Here is a 17106-nt window from a genome sequence, read left to right as displayed (position 1 = left end):
CGATGACCTTCGATCTCGTCGTCCGGGCCGCGACAGCCATCACCCCCGAGGGCTCCGGCCCCAGGGCCGTCGGCATCCGCGACGGCGTGATCGCGGCGGTGGAGGACCTCGACTCGGCGATCGCCGATGACGCGCGGCTCGTGATCGACCTGGCGGACGACGAGGTCCTGATGCCGGGTCTCGTCGACACGCACGTCCACATCAACGATCCGGGGCGTAGCGAGTGGGAAGGATTCAGCAGCGCGACGCGCGCCGCCGCCGCGGGTGGCATCACGACCCTGGTCGACATGCCGCTCAACAGCATCCCGCCAACCTGCGATGTCGAGGCGCTCCACCTCAAGCAGCAGACCGCCCGGCCGCAGGTCCATGTCGACGTCGGGTTCTGGGGCGGCGCGGTCCCGGGCAACCTCGGCACGCTGCGCGAGCTCCACGATGCCGGCGTCATGGGCTTCAAGTGCTTCCTGCTGCACTCGGGGGTCGACGAGTTCCCCCACCTGGACGCCGACCAGCTGGGCGCGGCCATGGACGAGATCGCCGCCTTCGACGGCCTGCTGATCGTGCACGCCGAGGACGCCGCCACGATCGACCACGCCCCGCCCGCCCAGGGCACCGACTACCGGACATTCCTCGACTCGCGACCACGCGAGGCTGAGAACCTCGCGATAGCCCACGTCATCGAGGAGGCGAAGCGGTCCGGTGCCCGTACGCACATCCTTCACCTCTCGAGCTCCGACGCCATCCCGATGATCCGGTCGGCCAAGCAGGACGGCGTACGACTCACGGCGGAGACCTGCCCGCACTACCTCGTCCTGACCGCTGAGGACATCCCTGACGGCGCCACCCAGTTCAAGTGCTGCCCGCCGATACGCGAGGCCGACAACCGCGACCGGCTCTGGCACGCACTTCGCGCCGGCGACATCGACTTCATCGTCTCCGACCACTCGCCGTCCACGCCCGAGCTGAAGCGACTGGACTCCGGCGACTTCGGCCTCGCATGGGGCGGCATCTCGTCCCTTCAGCTGGGGCTGTCGCTGGTGTGGACCGAGGCACACCGCCGGGGGCACGAGCTCACCGACGTTGCTCGGTGGATGGCGCAGGCTCCGGCCGACCGGGCTGGGCTGCGAACGAAGGGACGACTCGAGGTGGGCGCCGACGCGGACTTCTCGTTCTTCGCCCCTCACGACGTCTTCACCGTCGATGCCGCGCAGCTGCTGCACCGCAACGCGGTCTGCGCCTACGACGGCCGCCGGCTCTCCGGCACGATCAGGCAGACCTGGCTGCGAGGAGTCCCGATCTTCGGCCCACGAACGACCGACACCCAACCGCGCGGGCACCTACTGAGCAGAGGAAACCCATGACCGACTTCCGCGATCATCCCGACCTGGCGTCCCGGCTCCTGGCCGGCAGTGTCGTCTGGGCCAGCGATGAGCTGTTCGCCCAGCGAGAGAACCTCATCAAGCCGGAGCCGTCGACGTTCTCAGCAGCGGAGTTCGGCCACAAGGGCAAGGTCTACGACGGATGGGAGACGCGGCGGCGGCGCGACGGCGGCGAGCACGATCAGGCGATCGTCAGGCTCGGCGCTCCGGGCGTGGTTCACGGTGTCGTGGTCGACACCGCGTGGTTCACCGGCAACTACCCGCCGTACATCTCGATCGAGGCGGCCGAGATCGACGACATCGTGAGCCCCGAAGTGCTGCACGCCGCGTCATGGACGACGCTCGTCGCCAAGAGCCCGGCGCAGGGCGACACCGAGAACCTCTACCCGGTCGACGATCCCCACCGCTACACCCACGTACGCCTGACGATCTATCCCGACGGAGGTGTCGCGCGACTCCGTGTCCACGGGGAGGTGGTGCCCGATCCTCGCCTGCTCAGCGGGACGATCGACCTCGCGGCGCTGGAGAACGGCGGGACGGTCGTCGACTGCTCCAATCGCTTCTACTCCGCTCCTGACCACGTGCTCCTGCCCGGACGCGCCCGCAGCATGGGCGAGGGCTGGGAGAACGCCCGGCGCCGGGACGACGGCAACGATCACCTCACGGTCGCCCTGGCGAGCCGGGGCAGCGTACGCCGGGTGGAGATCGACACGTCCTACTTCGTGGGCAACGCACCCGGCGAGGTCCAGCTCGTCGGCATCACGAACCATGAGGATCTCGACGAGCCCTCGTCGTGGATCCCGCTCGTGACGCGGCGCCAGGTGCTGCCCGACACCCGCCACGTCCTGGTCTTGGACGCATCCGACCCGGTCGAGCTCGTGAGGCTGGATGTCTATCCCGACGGGGGGATCTCCCGCCTGCGCGTGTGGGGCGAGATCGAGCCCGAGGCGTACCAGCGACTTCTGGAGGCCTTCACCGACCGCTGACCCTCGCGGGCCGAGATCCTCCGATCGGGGCATTGACACAGGTCGTGACACGTTGCAACGTCGCTCCCATCGGGGTGTGAACGGAGGCGCCATGACTGAGGACAGCATCACGAACCACCACCCCGCGGCAGTCGTCGACAGGAGCACGCGATCCCGGATCGCGCTCGTGGCCATCGTGCTGGGAGTCACCGCCATCGGCGCCGCTGTGGGCGGGGTCTTCTGGCCGGAGCCGGAGGACGGCGGTGAGACCTACTCCTACGCCGACATCGCGCCGGACCGCGACTTGTGGTGGGGACTGCTCGGGACCATCGCGGTCATCGCCTTGATCAACGTCACGCTGCAGGCGTTCGTCACCATGTTTCTCGTCCGCGGACGCGGCAGCGTCTGGGCAACCGTGGGCGGCTCGCTGATGTGGCTCGGCATCGCGGCTCAGGCGGTCGGAGTCGCCGGCTGGGCATCGGCCTACTTCTACCCGACGGATCCTTCCGTCGATCGGAAGGTCGGGAACGCTGTCATCGAGGCCGCCAACAACGATCAAGGCCACATCTTCGCGTTCCTGATCCCCGGCGCGCTCCTCGTGATCCTGGGCACCGTCCTGCAGTGCGTGGGTCTCTTCCGGGCACATGTCGTGCCGATCTGGGTGCCGATCGCCCTGCTGTTCACGATCCTCACCTTCATCGTCCCGGGCAGTGGCCCGCTCGGACTCATCACGAGCATCCCCATGGCTGCCGGCGTGATCGGGCTGGGCTACTACGCGTGGCGCAGCGTGAGCACGGCGGAAACCGGGCGGTTGACTTCAAGTACTTGAAGTTCCTACCGTTGAAGAAGTGAGCACAGGAACCACGGGACGTACGTACTCCATCAAGGAAGCGGCCGCGCTGACCGGGCTGCCGGCGAGCACGCTCCGCTACTACGAGTCGATCGGTGTCATCGCGCCGATCAGCCGAGGTGAGAGCAGCAAGCACCGCGTCTACACCGACGAAGACCTGGACCTGCTCACGTGGGTCGCGTGCCTGAACGCCACCGGCATGTCGGTGGAGGACATGCGCAGGTATGTGGCCAACGGCGCGCTGGGGCCCGAGGCCGCAGCTGAGCAGATCGAGCTGCTCAGCGCGCAGCGAGAGCGACTGGCGGCCGAGGCCGAGCATGTCGCGCTCAGGGCGCGCTACGTCCAGCTCAAGATCGACTACTGGCGCGCCGTCGAGGCGGGCGACGACGCCCGGGTCGAGCATCTGTCGAACGAGGCCTTCGCGCTGGCCGGCGAGCTCAAGCGCACCAAGCAGCACTGACCAACCGCGCCCGACGGACTGGAAGGTCCGCGGATCGGGCGTGCCGTTCAACAAACAAGGAGACATTCATGCGTGGAGTTGTGATGTACGCCCCCGGCGACGTCCGGGTCGAGGAACGAGACGACCCGACGATCGTGAAGCCCACTGACGCCGTCATCCGGCTGACTGCGACCTGCATCTGCGGGTCGGACCTGTGGCCGTACCGAGGCATCGAGCCGGCAGACCACCTCGCGATGGGCCACGAGTACGTCGGCGTCGTGGAGGAGATCGGCGACGACGTGAAGACCATGAAGCCGGGCGACTTCGTCGTCGGATCGTTCGTCATCTCGGACAACACCTGCGAGATCTGCCAGGACGGCTTCCAGTCCAAGTGCATCCATGCGTCGTTCGTCCACGGTGACATCGGCACGCAGGCCGAGAAGGCGCGCATCCCGTATGCCGATGGCACGCTCGTCGTCACCCCTGGTCAGCCCGACGAGGACCTGATCCCGTCCCTGCTGGCGGCGTCGGACGTCCTGGGCACCGGCTGGTTCGCTGCCGAGGCGGCTCAGGCCGGTCCCGGCAAGACCGTCGCGGTCGTCGGCGACGGTGCTGTCGGCCTGATGGCGATCCTCGCCGCGAAGCAGCTCGGCGCGGAGCGCATCATCGCGATGTCCCGCCACCCCGAGCGGCAGGAGCTCGCACGGTTCTACGGCGCCACCGACATCGTCGAGGAGCGCGGCGACGAGGGCGTCGCCAGGATCAAGGAGCTGACCGGCGGCTACGGCGCACACTCCGTCGTCGAGGCGGTCGGCACGCAGGAGTCGTTCATGCAGGCCGTCGGCGCCACGCGTGGCGGCGGGCACATGGGCTATGTCGGCGTGAACTACGACGTCCAGATCCCTGGCATCCAGCTGTTCTTCGCCGGCATCCACGCCCTCGGCGGACCCGCGCCGGTTCGCCGCTTCCTGCCGGACCTCATCCAGCTGATCTGGGATCGCACGATCGACCCCGGCAAGGTGTTCGACCTGACGCTTCCGTTGGAGAAGGCGGCCGAGGGCTACAAGGCGATGGACGAGCGCACGGCCACCAAGGTCATGCTGACGCTCTGAGTCCGGGCACGGTGCGGGTCCACGACGGGCCCGCATCGTGACTATCGGCCGATCCGGCCCTATCGTTCGAGTCGAGCAAATGCTTGGTCGCCCCTCCCTGCGGCCATTGGCGACGACGAAGAGACGAGAGTCATGGGCATCAACCAGCGCTCCCAGGTCGCGATGACCGCCGAGGAGATCGAGGCATTCATCCCGACCCGCCGCACTGCCACGTTGGTCACGCTCGGGCGTACCGGCCATCCCCATGCGGTGGCGATGTGGTTCGCCGTCATCGACGGCGTCATCTGGTTCGAGACCAAGGCGAAGGCGCAGAAGACCGTCAACCTCCGGAGGGACCCGCGCGCCACCGTCCTGGTCGAGGACGGCCAGACGTACGACAGCCTCCGCGGGGTGTCCCTCGAGGGACGATGCACGATCGTCGACCAGCCCGAGGCGCTGTGGGCGGTCGGCGTGAGTGTGTGGGAGCGCTACAACGGCCCCTACACCGAGGAGGTGCAGCCACTCGTCGAGCTCATGCTGCACAACCGAGTCGCGGTGCGATTCGACGTGGAGCGCACCCGGTCGTGGGACCACCGCAAGCTCGGGCTCGACCCCATCCCCCTCGGCGGCACGACGGCGCCGGCTGGAGGTGTCTGACATGGGCCGCTTCACACTGCCGGACGAGAAGCCCCCTGGGCTCGACTCGCCCATCACCAGCAAGCTGATCAAGTACGGATCCAAGGCCCAGGTGCATGCGTTCAGGCTGACCAACGGCCGGATCGGGTCGAAGTGGCGGGTCGGCGCGGGGTTCAGGAAGCCCGTCCCGACGCTGCTGCTCGAGCACATCGGCCGGAAGTCCGGCACGACGTTCACCACCCCGCTGCTCTATCTCGAGAACGGCCGCGACCTCATCGTGGTCGCGTCCCAGGGCGGACTGCCCAAGAACCCGCAGTGGTACGCCAACCTCGTCGCGAACCCGCAGACCCAGGTTCATCTGCGCAAGGAGCGAGGCCGTCAGGTGGTGGCGCGGGTGGCCACCGCACCGGAGAAGGCGGAGCTGTGGCCCAGGCTCGTCGAGCTGTATGCGGACTTCGCGAAGTACGACACCTGGGCCGACCGCGAGATCCCCGTGGTCATTCTGGAGCCGCGCGAACAGCCTCGATGATGTCGAGGCGCTCGAGCAGGAACAGGAACGCGACGGCGTAGGGGTTCGCGGCTGTGTGGGCCCGCACCTCGTGCCAGTCGACCTGCTCACGAATCGCCCGGGCCACGGGCAGCTGCCGGCCGAAGTCGCACGCGTGCTCCTCGAGCGCGTTGAGCCTCTGCCCCATGAGCTCGGTCGCCGAGAGGACCGGCATCGCAATCGACTCGACCTCGATCTCCTCGACGTCGGCAAGCGTCTCCCGCGTCACGGACACCCCGCTGGTCTGGAACAGCACGTCGACCATGCACTCATCGACGTACACCTTGAACAGCCAGTCCTCTGGCGGGTGCACCACGTTCAAGCCACGCTCGGCCAACAGCTCGAACGCCTTGGCGGCGTCGTCCTGCGGCACGACGAAGTCGACGTCGTGGTCAGGCTCTGGCCCTCCACGCGCCCACACGGCATAGCCTCCAGCAAGCGCGAAGGGGATGCCGCTCTCCTTCAGGTTCACGGCGACGACTTTCAACGCCTCCCGCAGGTCCCTGCCCCAGTCTTTCCTGTCCGTCACGTTCGATGGTGTACCCGTCTTGGGACGTGTCATGTCCGGCGCAGCGGGGTACGTCATTCTCGATGCGAGTGGCGACCTTCAACATCCTCAACGGGCGTACGGCGTCCGACCACGAGGTCGACCTCGACGTCTTCCAGGGAGCGATAGCGTCACTGGACGCCGATGTGCTGGCGCTCCAGGAGGTCGACCGCAGCCAGCCGCGGTCCGGCCACGCCGATCTGACGGCGGAGGCTGCAGAGGCGATGGGCGCCGTCGACCACCGCTTCGTCGCAGCGCTGAGCGGCGGACCCGGTGCCACCTGGATCGCCGCGACCGGCCGCGAACACCCGGACGCTGCGGCGTACGGGATCGCGCTCCTCAGCCGGTACCCGGTCGCCGCGTGGGAAGTGGTGCGCCTCCCCACCCTGCGCATGCGCGTGCCGATGTGGTTCGACAGTCCCGTGCCCACCCTCGTGCGGGACGAGCCGCGCGTCGCCGTCGCGGCGGTCATCGACACTCCCGACGGCATGCTGACGGTGGCGAACACGCACCTCTCGTTCGTGTCGCGGTGGGGCGCGCGCCAGCTGAAGACGCTCATGGCCTCGTTGAACCGCGTTGAACACCCTCTCGTGCTGCTGGGCGACCTCAACATGAGCTCCGAGCGCGCGACCGCCATCACCGGGATGCGCAGCTTGATCGATACGCCGACGTTCCCCGTCGATGCTCCCCGCGAGCAGCTCGACCACGTGCTGTCTGACGCCAGCTGGCAGACGGTGAAGGGCGAGGCGCGGCAGCTGCCGATCTCGGACCACTGTGCTTTGGTCGTCGACGTGGGTTGACTGGAGAGCGCGTCAGCGGAGCCGGAACGCGGCCCGGTAGGCCGTCGGCGTGGTGCCGACCGTTCGGTGGAAGTGCCGGCGCAGCGTGGCGGCGCCGCCCATGCCGCAGCTCGCGGCGATCTGCTCGACGGATGCGTCGGTGCGCTCGAGGAGCTCTTGAGCACGGAGAATGCGCTGCTGGTGCAGCCAGTCGAGTGGCCGGGCCTGGAGCTCGGCCTGCATACGGCGCGCGAGCTGCCGGGTGCTGAGGCGGGCATGCCCGGCGAGCTCACGCACCGTCAACGGCTGGTCGAGGCGGGCACGCGCCCATTCCAGCGTCGGGGCCAGGCCGTCGGGGTTGCGCGGCTCGGCCGGTGCGGTGATGACTTGCGCCTGCTCTCCGCCGCGGTGGGCAGGCACGACCAGGCGTCGCGCGATCCCGTTGGCGGCCGTCGCACCGAGGTCCCGGCGAACCAGATGGATGCAGAGGTCGAGGGCTGCCGTCTTGCCCGCCGAGGTGAGCACCTCGCCCTCGTCGATGTAGAGCAGGTCGGCTCGTACGGAGACCTTCGGGTAACGCCGGGCCAGATCGTCGACGTGCATCCAGTGCGTGGTCGCGACGCGATCGTCGAGGAGCCCGGCCGCGGCCAGCACGTAGGCCCCCGTGCACAGCGACGCGACGCGTACGCCGCGATCATGCGCCAGGCGCAGTGCCTCGATCAGCTCGGGGTCCGGATCCCCGTCGAGGTCCTCAGTCGACGGCACGATGACCGAGTCGGCGTACGGGATGGACGCGAATGACTCCGTCGGGGCATTCGGCAGCCAGGGGTGAGCGACCCCGTCAGCCGTGCAGACGACGAAGTCGTACCACTCGCCGTTGGGGGAAAGGTCCGACCGGTCGACGCCGAAGATCTCCGAGGCGATCGCCGCCTCGTAGAGCATGGCGGACCTGTGCATGACGAGGGCGACCCGGGGCATGTCCGAAACTGTACGCATGAGGTCGTTTCGGACGCTCGTCCTCGCCCGTCGCGTCGCCCCAGAATGGTCTGCATGAACGCACAACGACACGTCCTGGTCTTCGGCGCCACCGGTCATACCGGGCGCTTCGTCGTCAACGAGCTGCTGCGACGCGGGCTCACGCCGGTGCTCGCCGGGCGCAGCGCCGAGCGTCTCGCCGCCGTCGCGTCCGAACACCCCGCGCTCGAGCGTCGCGTTGTCGACCTCGACGATCCCGAGTCGCTGCACCAGGCGCTCGCCGGGGTTGGTGCGGTCATCAACTGCGCCGGCCCGTTCCTCGACACGGCGCTCCCCCTCGCGCGTGCCGCCGTCGAGTCCGGCGCCCACTACCTCGACGTCACTGCCGAGCAGCCGGCCGTGCAGGCCCTCTACAGCGAACTCGACGCAGCGGCCCGAGCCGCTGGGGTCGCCGTCGTACCGGCCATGGCGTTCTACGGCGGGCTCGCCGACATGCTCGTCACCAGCGCCCTCGACGGGGCCTCGGGTGCGGACGAGATCGAGGTCGCGATCGGCCTCGACCGCTGGTGGCCGACCGCCGGAACCCGTGTCACGGGCGAACGCAACACCGCCACCCGGCTGGTGATCCGTGACGGGGCGCTGGCCCCGCTGACCAGTCCGGCGCCCACCGCGACCTGGTCGTATCCCTCCCCCATGGGCGACCAGCCGGTCGTTGAGCTGCCGTTCTCCGAGGTCATCACGATCGACCGCCACCTCGACGTGGGCGAGCTCCGCTCCTACCTCAACACCGCATCCCTCGAGGACCTGCGCAACACCACGACTCCACCACCGTCTGCCGCCGACGACCTCGGACGCTCGGCCCAGCAGTTCGTCGTCGACGTCCGCGTACGGCGAGGCACGGAGACCCGGCGCGTCAGCGCTGCCGGCCAGGACATCTACGCCGTGACTGCGCCGATCGTGGTCGAAGGCGCAGCTCGGCTGCTCGACGGGCGACACCGCGGCCCGGGCGCCGTCGCTCCCGGGGAGGTGTTCGACGCCGCCGACGTGCTCGCGACCTTGGAGCAGGAAGTCGAGGGGCTCACGCTGCGGCGAAGCTGGCTGCAACCCGCCAGCTAGTGCTGCGCCGGCTCAGCCCTCGTTGACGGCGACGGCACTCTGCACGAGGTCGACGAATGCGCCGCGGTCCAGCGAGTCGCCCTCCTGGAGATCTATCGCCCGGCGGGTCCCGGCATCCAGGCTCGCGTTGAACAGTCCGTGCGGATCCTCTAGCGACGCGCCCTTGGCGAAAGTCACCTTGACCTTGTCCTTGTAGGTCTCGACGGTGCAGATGAGGCCCGAGCTGGAGAAGGTGGGGACCCCATCGGGGTTCGACGCCTTGCGCCACTTGGCCTCTTCGACCACGTCCGGGACCGCCTCGACGATGAGACTCCGCACGGTGTCGACGGTCTGGGTGCGCCAGTCAGCTGTCATGACCGCGACTGTACTCATGCGCGGCTCCGTGCCGAGAATCTTTACGATACGGACTCGTTCCGTTTCGTGATAGGCTCCACGTCGTGCCCAGCAACAATTCCGTCATCACAGACGAACCCCGCCGTGGCCGCCCGCGCGACCCGAGCCGCGACGAGGCGATCATCGACGCGGCGATCGACCTCCTCGTACGCGAAGGCTACGACCGCTTGACGATGGAAGCCGTCGCCACTGCGGCCGGCGTCGGCAAGGCCACGGTCTATCGCCGGTGGGGCAACAAGGCCGAGCTCGTCATCGATGCGATGGCGACACTCAAGCCGGCCATCGACACGATCGACAGCGGCTCGCTCGACGGCGACATCGAGCTGATGATCGCGGCGTCGTGCAGCCCGCACTCGGAGCTGCTGCTGCAGGTGATGGCGAGCATCTGCTCCGCGCTCCCCCGCGAGCCCGAGCTGCTCGAGGCGTTCCGGGTCCGGTTCACGGAGCCGCGCATTGCCCGCATCACCGGAATCCTCGAACGTGCCCGTCAGCGCGGCGAGCTCGGATCCGACATCGACATCGCCATGGCCGCGAGCCTCATGCCGTCACTCATGCTGCAGCGAGTACTCATGACCGGCCAGCCGGCCGGACGCGCCTATGCCGAGCAGGTCGTGAGCAGCGTGCTGCTCCCCGTGCTCGGCCGCCCCGCACGCCCCATCTCGACCACAGACACGGAGACAACCCATGACTGAAGCACCACCCACGCAAGCGACCCGCAACGGCGGGCTCGCCCTGGCCGTGATCTGCGTCGCGCAGCTCATGGTCGTCCTCGATGCCACCGTTGTGAACGTCGCGCTGCCGAGCATTCGCGACGACCTCGACTTCTCGCGCGACAACCTCACCTGGGTCGTCACCGCGTACTCACTCGCCTTCGGCGGGCTGCTGCTCTTCGGCGGGCGCACCGGCGACCTCTTCGGTCGCCGACGCATGTTCATGATCGGCATCTCGATCTTCGCGGCCGCATCACTGGTCGGCGGCTTCGCGACCAGCGAGGCGATGCTCATCATCGCCCGCGCCGCACAGGGCGCCGGTGGCGCCATCGCCGCGCCCACCGCGCTCGCCCTGCTCGCCACGACGTTCACCGAGCCGGCCGCTCGCGCTCGCGCCTTTGGCGTGTTCGCGGCCATGGCAGCGTCAGGTGGCGCGCTCGGGCTGCTGCTCGGCGGCGTGCTGACCGACTACGCCAGCTGGCGCTGGGCGCTGTTCATCAACGCCCCGATCGGTGCGATCGTGCTGTTCCTGGCCCCGCGCGTGCTCAACGAGTCGCAGGGCTCGGGCACCAAGCTCGACCTGCCGGGCGCGATCTCCGTGACCGCCGGCATGTCGACGTTGGTCTACGGCCTGACCAAGGCCGCCAGCGACGGGTGGGGATCCACGACCACCCTGGTGACCCTCGGCATCGCGGCGGCACTGCTGGTCGCCTTCGTGTTCATCGAGCTCTCCTCGACCCACCCGCTCATGCCGTTCCGGATCTTCGCCAACCGCAACCGCACCGGCGCGTACCTCATCATGCTGTTCCTCGCGGCGGCGCTCTTCACGACGTTCTACTTCATGGCGCAGTACCTGCAGAACGTGCACGGCTGGAGTCCGTTCCACACCGGCATCGGCTTCCTGCCCATGCCGGCGACGATCATGTTCATGTCCATCGTGGTGGTCCGCCGGCTCATCCCGACGATCGGCATACGCCCGTTCCTGACCGCGGGGCCGATCCTGGCCATCGCCGCCATGATCTCGTTCGCACAGCTCGACGCGAGCAGCAGCTACTGGCCGTTCCTCGGATCGCTCCTGCTGCTCGGCCTCGGCATGGGTTGCAGCTTCGTGCCGTTGACCATGACCGCGGTCAACGGCGTTGAGCCGCACGAGACGGGCCTCGCGTCGGCGCTCCTCAACACCGGTCAGCAGGTCGGTGGCGCCATCGGCCTGGCCGCGTTCGGCACGGTCTTCGCGCACGCCGCGGCCGACCGCGCCGGCGAGATCGGCCAGCGCGCCCGCACCGCAGCGGGCCAGTCCGACATCTTCGTCGCCGGTCAGCAGCATGCCTTCCAGGCGGCCCTCGTGGTGACGGTGCTGGCGCTCATCGCCTCGCTGGCACTCATCCGCGTCAACAAGGTCGCCCCGCCGGCCCCCGCCCCGGAGCCAGCTCTCGCCGAGTGATCGCGGCCCGTCGGGCTTGCAGTCCCGCGCCGCAGACATGACAAAGGCCCCTGACCGGCATTTCTGCTGGTCAGGGGCCTTAATGCTCTCCCACGATCATCAACAGGAGTCTCCACAGACGTCTGGCGACGGACGCTGGCGCTGTCCGATTCGACTTCAGCGCGCTGCCAGATCTGAGCACACTGCGCACAAGCGATCGTCGCTCGCGGACAACTCCGCATGCCACGCGACTGGCCAGTCCGTGCACCATCGTCCGCACAGCGTCCGCACTTTGGCGTGGTGACGGAGATGCGCATCCCTCAAGGACATCGGCTTCCAGCTCTGAGATCGCGGGGTGACGATCTGAAACTGACTCATCAGCTCCTCCAGACGAGTGACTGCGCTCGGGTCAGGCCGTGGTCGACTGCCCGGGCGCCAGGGCGACAACGCGCTCGGCGACACCGCGCGTCTCGGCGACGGCCTTCATGCTGGCCGTCGTCTGGGTGAAGTGCCCCCAGGAATCCGCGTGCACCGGGATGATGGTGGCACCGGCAAGCACCTCGGTCGCGTCAGCCGCCGTCTCGTCGCTGAAGGTGATGTAGTGATCGCCGAGCATCTCGACGAACTTCGGTCCACCGACGTTGAGCAGGGCGATCTCGATGTTCGGGAACCGATCCGAGACTTCACGAACGATGTCGACATCGGAGTTGTCGCCCGAGAAGTAGATGGTCTTCTCTCCGGGAGACTCAATGACGAACCCGATCACCGGGCCGATCGCCTGCCAGATGCCCTCCGGTCCGTGGTGCGCCGGCACCGCGGTGAAGGTCACGACCTGCCCGGTCGCGGACGTCACCTGACGCATGTCCCAGTCGACGAGTGCCTCGGCGCCCGGCACGATGTCCGCCACCACGTCGGTGGTGAACACGTGCTGGACGCCCGCGCAGAACCTCCGACCGGAGAGGTCGAGGTTGTCGAAGTGCTCGTGGGACGCCAACACCACGTCGATAGTCCCGAGCTCCTCAGGCTGCATTGCCGGCGACTCGGTCTTGACGATGGTGTAGCCCTCATACCCCGTCAGGTCCGAGCCGTAGGCCTGAGGTTCGTCGAACGTCGGGTCAGTGAGAATCCTGAGGCCGGCGTACTCGATCAGTGCCGTCGGCCCACCGATCAAGGTGATCGGGACATCAGGTGCAGTGGTGGTAGTCATGGAGCCGCCGCCGGGAACGTGGGCCTCCGTGACGTCCACAACCCCGTGAATGACGTGGGTGACATTGCCATCGCTGTCGAAGACCGGCTGGTTCACCGGCTTGAAGTACCGCGCTCGGAAGACGCCGCTCTCATCGGCGATGTCATAGCGCGTCACCGGCATCTCATGGCCGGCGCGCTCGTCGATGACCCGCTGCAATGCAGCCTCCATCGCCTTGCGACCTGATCCCTCGGGTGCGTCGGGATTGTCAGGAAAGACGTCGAACTGATTGCGCCCGATGACCTCCTGGCGCGTCAACGTGTCGCCCAGAGTCGCGTCAGTGACGGCCACGATGTTCCAGTCCAGGTCATAGACCAGGTAGTTCGCAGGGATCGCATTGAAGAATTGCTCAAAATCCATGTCACTCATGTCTGCCTCCGGTATTCAGTGCTTGATGATGCCAACTTGACCCCGATGCCCAGCACAAAGACAGTGCGACGGTTGCACCGAATCCGGCGGGGCCCAAGGTCATAGGAGGTCCTTGACCGGTCCTACGCGCTCCTCGATGTTCTTCATCGCCGGTGCAAGCCATTCGCGCGCCGTGTCCAGTGGACCAGCGACCTCGGGGTCCGTCAGCCGTTCGCGCAACCCTCTTGCGGGGTTGAGGCGCGTTCGACCCGACCACGACCGGACGTCCGCGACCTCGCTGCGGCGCTGCGCGCTCACCAGGTAGTCCCGGGTGAAGGACAGCAGGTCGTCAACGTCACCTGTGTAGACGACGGGAAGAGCCAGGTGCTCCTTGGTGACGTCGTCCTCGACGTTGGCCTCGACCACAGCCAGGATCGCGGCGCTCCAGCAGGCAAATCCCGGGGTGACGTATTGCAATGTGATCCGGTCAGGCTCGAACACGCGCCGCACTTCGAGCGTTCGAAGGCCCGTTGCCGTGCAATCGACGAACACTTGATCCCGCGGCAGGTCGATGCTGCCGTCGACCAGGTCGACCCCGCCGTCGCGGACGCGGCGCACACGACCGGCCCGTACGACGTTCGAGATGGTCCGCAAGCCCTCGACCTCGGTCTCGCTGATGGTGGCGCCGCGGAAGGCAGTCGGCACGACATCGCGATCCAGACGGAGAAATACACCCATCTCCTCCAGCTTGAGCGCCATCTCGGTGCCCGTCCGGGAGCCTGCGGCAGCCTCGAGCCATGCGGCGTTGAAGCGGGCGCGGGACTCCACCAGGTCGAGGGGTTGGGTCCAGGCTCGATTGATCGACCACACGTCCCTGGACCTGATCCAGGTGATTGAGTCCTGGTCGACACCGTTCTCCAACAGCCACGTGCAGGTGTCCATCGCTGTCTTGCCTGCACCGAGGACGGTGAATCCCGCCGACGAGGCTCGCAGCTTGACCAGGTCGTTAGGGGGAATGACCACTGCTCCTGGGTCGATGTCGAACGCCGGCTTGTGGGTGGAAGGGATCGAGGGCTCGATGTAGGTCGCATCAACGACCTTGCGACGGACGACGATCTCCACCTCCTCACCATCCAGCGACGAAGTCACCACGTGCTCGCCAGCCTCGGTCACCCGGTACTCGCTCATGGGCAGGAACCTGACCTGACCGGACGGCAAAAGCACCCGATCCATGACTTCGGCGAAGTAACTGCAGATCTGGGCCGCCGACGACAGCTCGTACATCCCGGCGTTGTTGCCCAGCGCGTCAATCCGGTCCGCGCCGAGATCCGTCGAGGAAACGCCGTAACAGGCCGCGGGCTGGTGCAGCCGCACGAACGGATAGGCGTCGTGCCAATGCCCACCGGGGCGGTGACGGCGGTCGACCATGATGACGTCCGCCGATGACTGCTCGATGAGCGCATCCACGAATGCCATGCCAGACGCACCGGCGCCCACCACGAGGTAGTCGGTTTCCAGCTTCATACTTTTCTGTCCCTACCGGAGATGTCGTTGTGGTGAGGTGATCGGGCTAGAGGCCCAGGTCGCGGCCGATCAGTTCCTTCATGATCTCGTTCGACCCCGCCCAGATTCGGGTCACCCGCGCATCGCGCCACGCACGCGCGACGCGGTACTCGTTCATGAAGCCATAGCCCCCGTGCAGCTGGACGCAGTGGTCCAGCACCTCCGACTGCGTCTGCGAGGTCCACCACTTCGCCTTGGCAGCATCGATCGCGTTGAGCTCTCCCTCGGAATGCGCCCGCACACACTGGTCGACGAACGCCTGAGCGACATCGACCTGAGTGAACAACTGGGCAAGAAGGAACTTGTTGTGCTGGAAGGAGCCGACGGACTGACCGAACGCCTTGCGCTCCTTGGTGTACTCCAGGGTCTCGAGCAAGATCTGCTTTGCGTGTGCCAGGTTGCCGACGGCCGAGCCCAGTCGCTCCTGCGGCAGGTGCTGCATCATGTGGATGAACCCACCGTCCACCTCGCCGATGACCTCGTCGTCGCTGAGCCGGACATTCTCGAAGAACAGCTCAGCCGTGTCGGACTCGACCTGTCCGACCTTGTCGAGCTTGCGGCCCCGCGAGAATCCCTCCGCGCCAGCTTCAACAGCGAACAAGGTGATCCCACGCGCCTTCTTCTCCGGCGACGTCCGAGCGGCGACCACGATGAGATCGGCGGAGTAACCGTTCGTGATGAAGGTCTTCGAGCCGTTCAAAACCCATGAGTCGCCGTCCCTGACGGCGGTCGTCTTCAAGGCTGCGAGGTCCGAGCCACCGCTGGGCTCTGTCATGCCGATGGCGCACCAGATCTCACCGGACACCACCCCCGGCAACCACCGCTTCCGCTGGGTGTCGGTCAACAGCGCAACAAGATAGGGCGCAACCGTGTCGGCGTGGATTCCCCAGCAGCTGTGCAGGGCCGCATTGACCGCCGAGAACTCCTCGCCGACGACCGCAGTGAAGCGGTAGTCGTCGACCCCGGCCCCTCCGAACTCCTCAGGGAGCTGCAGACCCAACAAACCCTGGGCACCTGCTTCCAGCCACAGCTCACGCGGAAAGGCGTGATCCTCGATGTACTGGTCGATGTTCGGGATGACCGACCGCTCCAGGAAGCCTCGAACGGACTTCCGGAAGTCCTCGTGGTCCTCGTTGTAGATGTCGCGCTTCATCTCGACGGCCTCTCGTGCGTTCGTGACTGGTGGCCGAGCGATCTTCGTGGTTCGGGCGCACCGATGACTGACTGATGATCCACTCGGATCGAGCGCACGCTCTACGGGGATTGCGCGAACTTTGCGGTTGCCGGTTCTCGTAATTGCCAAGCCGCGGCTGAACATGCGCGCAGGCCCCGCCGAAATCCGACTCAGCTCGACACAACTTTCCGGATCCCGAATCGCGGCGTGTGTAAGCATGGCGTGCATCCAACCCCTCTGCAGATGGTCGACATGGTCTACGTTTCAGCACCCGTCAGGCGCCAACAGATCGTCGCCGCAGCCCGTCGCGTCATGGCCCGAGACGGCGTGGCCGACGCGTCATTGCGTTCCGTGGCAGCTGAGGCCGAGGTGCCGCTTGGCACGATGCAGCATGCCTTCAAGTCCAAGCGTGAGCTGCTGCAGGCCGTTGTCGACGACGTCAACGACGAGATCGCCGACGTTCTCGGGACGTCGACCACGAGCGACGGCGGCCTCGAGGAGGTCATCCGGCGCAATCTGACCACGTTCTGGTCGAGCCTGGTGACGGGTCACTCAGAGCTGCAACTCATGCAGTACGAGCTCACCACGCATGCCTTGCGCTCGGCCGGACACGAGCGCCTGGCCAACTGGCAGTACCGGCGCTACAGCGAGAACGTGGCTCGCTGGTGCGAGGACGCGGCCGCCCAGGCCGGCGAACAGTGCGCGGTCCCCTTCGAGCAGCTCGCGCGCCTCATCGTCGCGGGGCTCGATGGGCTGATCCTGCAGCATCTCTGCGATCCCGACGATCGCAGATCCGCACAAGACCTCGAGGCACTCATCACTATGACCGTCTCCCTCGCCGACATCCAGCCGCCGCCCTCTGCTTAACGACCGCGTGGCGACTTCGACGCGTTCAACAACCCCTTGCCACCGAAGGGACCGTCACGTA

At 67.3% G+C, this 17106-nt stretch carries 18 protein-coding genes; 12 read left to right on the top strand and 6 right to left on the bottom strand.

The features are described 5' to 3' along the window. Positions 1-2 precede the first annotated feature (2 nt). From allB to AC1DVU_RS06725, 7 genes are all read left to right on the top strand, one after another. A complete protein-coding gene (allB, locus tag AC1DVU_RS06755; protein ID WP_476921665.1) occupies positions 3-1358 on the top strand; it encodes an allantoinase AllB in 1356 nt (451 codons plus the stop codon). Then, a complete protein-coding gene (alc, locus tag AC1DVU_RS06750; RefSeq protein WP_476921664.1) occupies positions 1355-2362 on the top strand; it encodes an allantoicase in 1008 nt (335 codons plus the stop codon). The genes allB and alc overlap by 4 nt, the downstream gene beginning before the upstream one ends. A gap of 91 nt (positions 2363-2453) precedes the next feature. Continuing rightward, complete coding sequence (locus AC1DVU_RS06745; RefSeq protein ID WP_476921663.1) at positions 2454-3170, top strand: hypothetical protein; 717 nt, start codon at positions 2454-2456, stop codon at positions 3168-3170. A 19-nt stretch (positions 3171-3189) separates the two neighbouring features. Beyond that, positions 3190-3651 carry a MerR family transcriptional regulator gene (locus AC1DVU_RS06740; protein ID WP_476921662.1) on the top strand — a complete coding sequence of 154 codons (462 nt, stop codon included), beginning with the start codon at positions 3190-3192 and terminating at the stop codon, positions 3649-3651. Positions 3652-3719: 68 nt separating this feature from the next. Continuing rightward, entirely contained in the window at positions 3720-4742 is a 1023-nt protein-coding gene (locus tag AC1DVU_RS06735; RefSeq protein ID WP_476921661.1) for a zinc-dependent alcohol dehydrogenase family protein, read from the top strand. 132 nt (positions 4743-4874) lie between these two features. Then, a complete protein-coding gene (locus AC1DVU_RS06730; protein ID WP_476921660.1) occupies positions 4875-5378 on the top strand; it encodes a pyridoxamine 5'-phosphate oxidase family protein in 504 nt (167 codons plus the stop codon). 1 nt (position 5379) lies between these two features. Next, the gene (locus AC1DVU_RS06725; RefSeq protein ID WP_476921659.1) at positions 5380-5886 is read left to right on the top strand and encodes a nitroreductase family deazaflavin-dependent oxidoreductase; all 507 of its coding nucleotides are present in this window, start codon (positions 5380-5382) and stop codon (positions 5884-5886) included. On the opposite strand, the gene AC1DVU_RS06720 is transcribed toward AC1DVU_RS06725, so the two are convergent. Next, on the bottom strand, positions 5855-6433 hold the full coding sequence (locus AC1DVU_RS06720) for a hypothetical protein (RefSeq protein ID WP_476921658.1): 579 nt from the start codon (positions 6431-6433) through the stop codon (positions 5855-5857). The two genes, AC1DVU_RS06725 and AC1DVU_RS06720, sit on opposite strands and share 32 nt — an antisense overlap. A gap of 62 nt (positions 6434-6495) precedes the next feature. Between AC1DVU_RS06720 and AC1DVU_RS06715 the strand changes: the two genes are divergently transcribed. Beyond that, positions 6496-7251, top strand: a complete 756-nt coding sequence (locus tag AC1DVU_RS06715) for an endonuclease/exonuclease/phosphatase family protein (RefSeq protein ID WP_476921657.1) — start codon at positions 6496-6498, stop codon at positions 7249-7251. Positions 7252-7263: 12 nt separating this feature from the next. Here AC1DVU_RS06715 and AC1DVU_RS06710 read toward each other — a convergent pair whose 3' ends face one another. Further along, positions 7264-8208 (bottom strand): GlxA family transcriptional regulator, encoded by a 945-nt coding sequence (locus tag AC1DVU_RS06710; RefSeq protein ID WP_476921656.1) that lies wholly within the window; start codon positions 8206-8208, stop codon positions 7264-7266. A 72-nt stretch (positions 8209-8280) separates the two neighbouring features. On the opposite strand from AC1DVU_RS06710, the gene AC1DVU_RS06705 reads away from it, so the two are divergent. Beyond that, positions 8281-9321, top strand: a complete 1041-nt coding sequence (locus tag AC1DVU_RS06705; RefSeq protein WP_476921655.1) for a saccharopine dehydrogenase family protein — start codon at positions 8281-8283, stop codon at positions 9319-9321. A gap of 12 nt (positions 9322-9333) precedes the next feature. Here AC1DVU_RS06705 and AC1DVU_RS06700 read toward each other — a convergent pair whose 3' ends face one another. Beyond that, positions 9334-9693, bottom strand: a complete 360-nt coding sequence (locus tag AC1DVU_RS06700) for a DUF1801 domain-containing protein (RefSeq protein ID WP_476921654.1) — start codon at positions 9691-9693, stop codon at positions 9334-9336. A 65-nt stretch (positions 9694-9758) separates the two neighbouring features. On the opposite strand from AC1DVU_RS06700, the gene AC1DVU_RS06695 reads away from it, so the two are divergent. Further along, a complete protein-coding gene (locus tag AC1DVU_RS06695) occupies positions 9759-10406 on the top strand; it encodes a TetR/AcrR family transcriptional regulator (protein ID WP_476921653.1) in 648 nt (215 codons plus the stop codon). Next, complete coding sequence (locus AC1DVU_RS06690; protein WP_476921652.1) at positions 10399-11868, top strand: MFS transporter; 1470 nt, start codon at positions 10399-10401, stop codon at positions 11866-11868. The genes AC1DVU_RS06695 and AC1DVU_RS06690 overlap by 8 nt, the downstream gene beginning before the upstream one ends. 388 nt (positions 11869-12256) lie before the next feature. Here AC1DVU_RS06690 and AC1DVU_RS06685 read toward each other — a convergent pair whose 3' ends face one another. From AC1DVU_RS06685 to AC1DVU_RS06675, 3 genes are all read right to left on the bottom strand, one after another. Then, positions 12257-13462: an MBL fold metallo-hydrolase gene (locus tag AC1DVU_RS06685; RefSeq protein WP_476921651.1), complete on the bottom strand. Its 1206-nt coding sequence runs from the start codon at positions 13460-13462 to the stop codon at positions 12257-12259. Positions 13463-13561: 99 nt separating this feature from the next. Continuing rightward, entirely contained in the window at positions 13562-14965 is a 1404-nt protein-coding gene (locus AC1DVU_RS06680; RefSeq protein WP_476921650.1) for an NAD(P)-binding protein, read from the bottom strand. Between the two features lie 46 nt (positions 14966-15011). After that, entirely contained in the window at positions 15012-16157 is a 1146-nt protein-coding gene (locus AC1DVU_RS06675) for an acyl-CoA dehydrogenase family protein (protein WP_476921649.1), read from the bottom strand. Positions 16158-16430: 273 nt separating this feature from the next. On the opposite strand from AC1DVU_RS06675, the gene AC1DVU_RS06670 reads away from it, so the two are divergent. Continuing rightward, positions 16431-17045 carry a TetR/AcrR family transcriptional regulator gene (locus AC1DVU_RS06670; protein ID WP_476921648.1) on the top strand — a complete coding sequence of 205 codons (615 nt, stop codon included), beginning with the start codon at positions 16431-16433 and terminating at the stop codon, positions 17043-17045. The last annotated feature ends 61 nt before the right edge of the window (positions 17046-17106 follow it).

It is taken from the genome of Aeromicrobium sp. P2_G6, from assembly GCF_056403535.1.
Note: the sequence above shows the minus strand (reverse complement) of the source record. Positions and strands in the feature narration are given on the sequence as shown.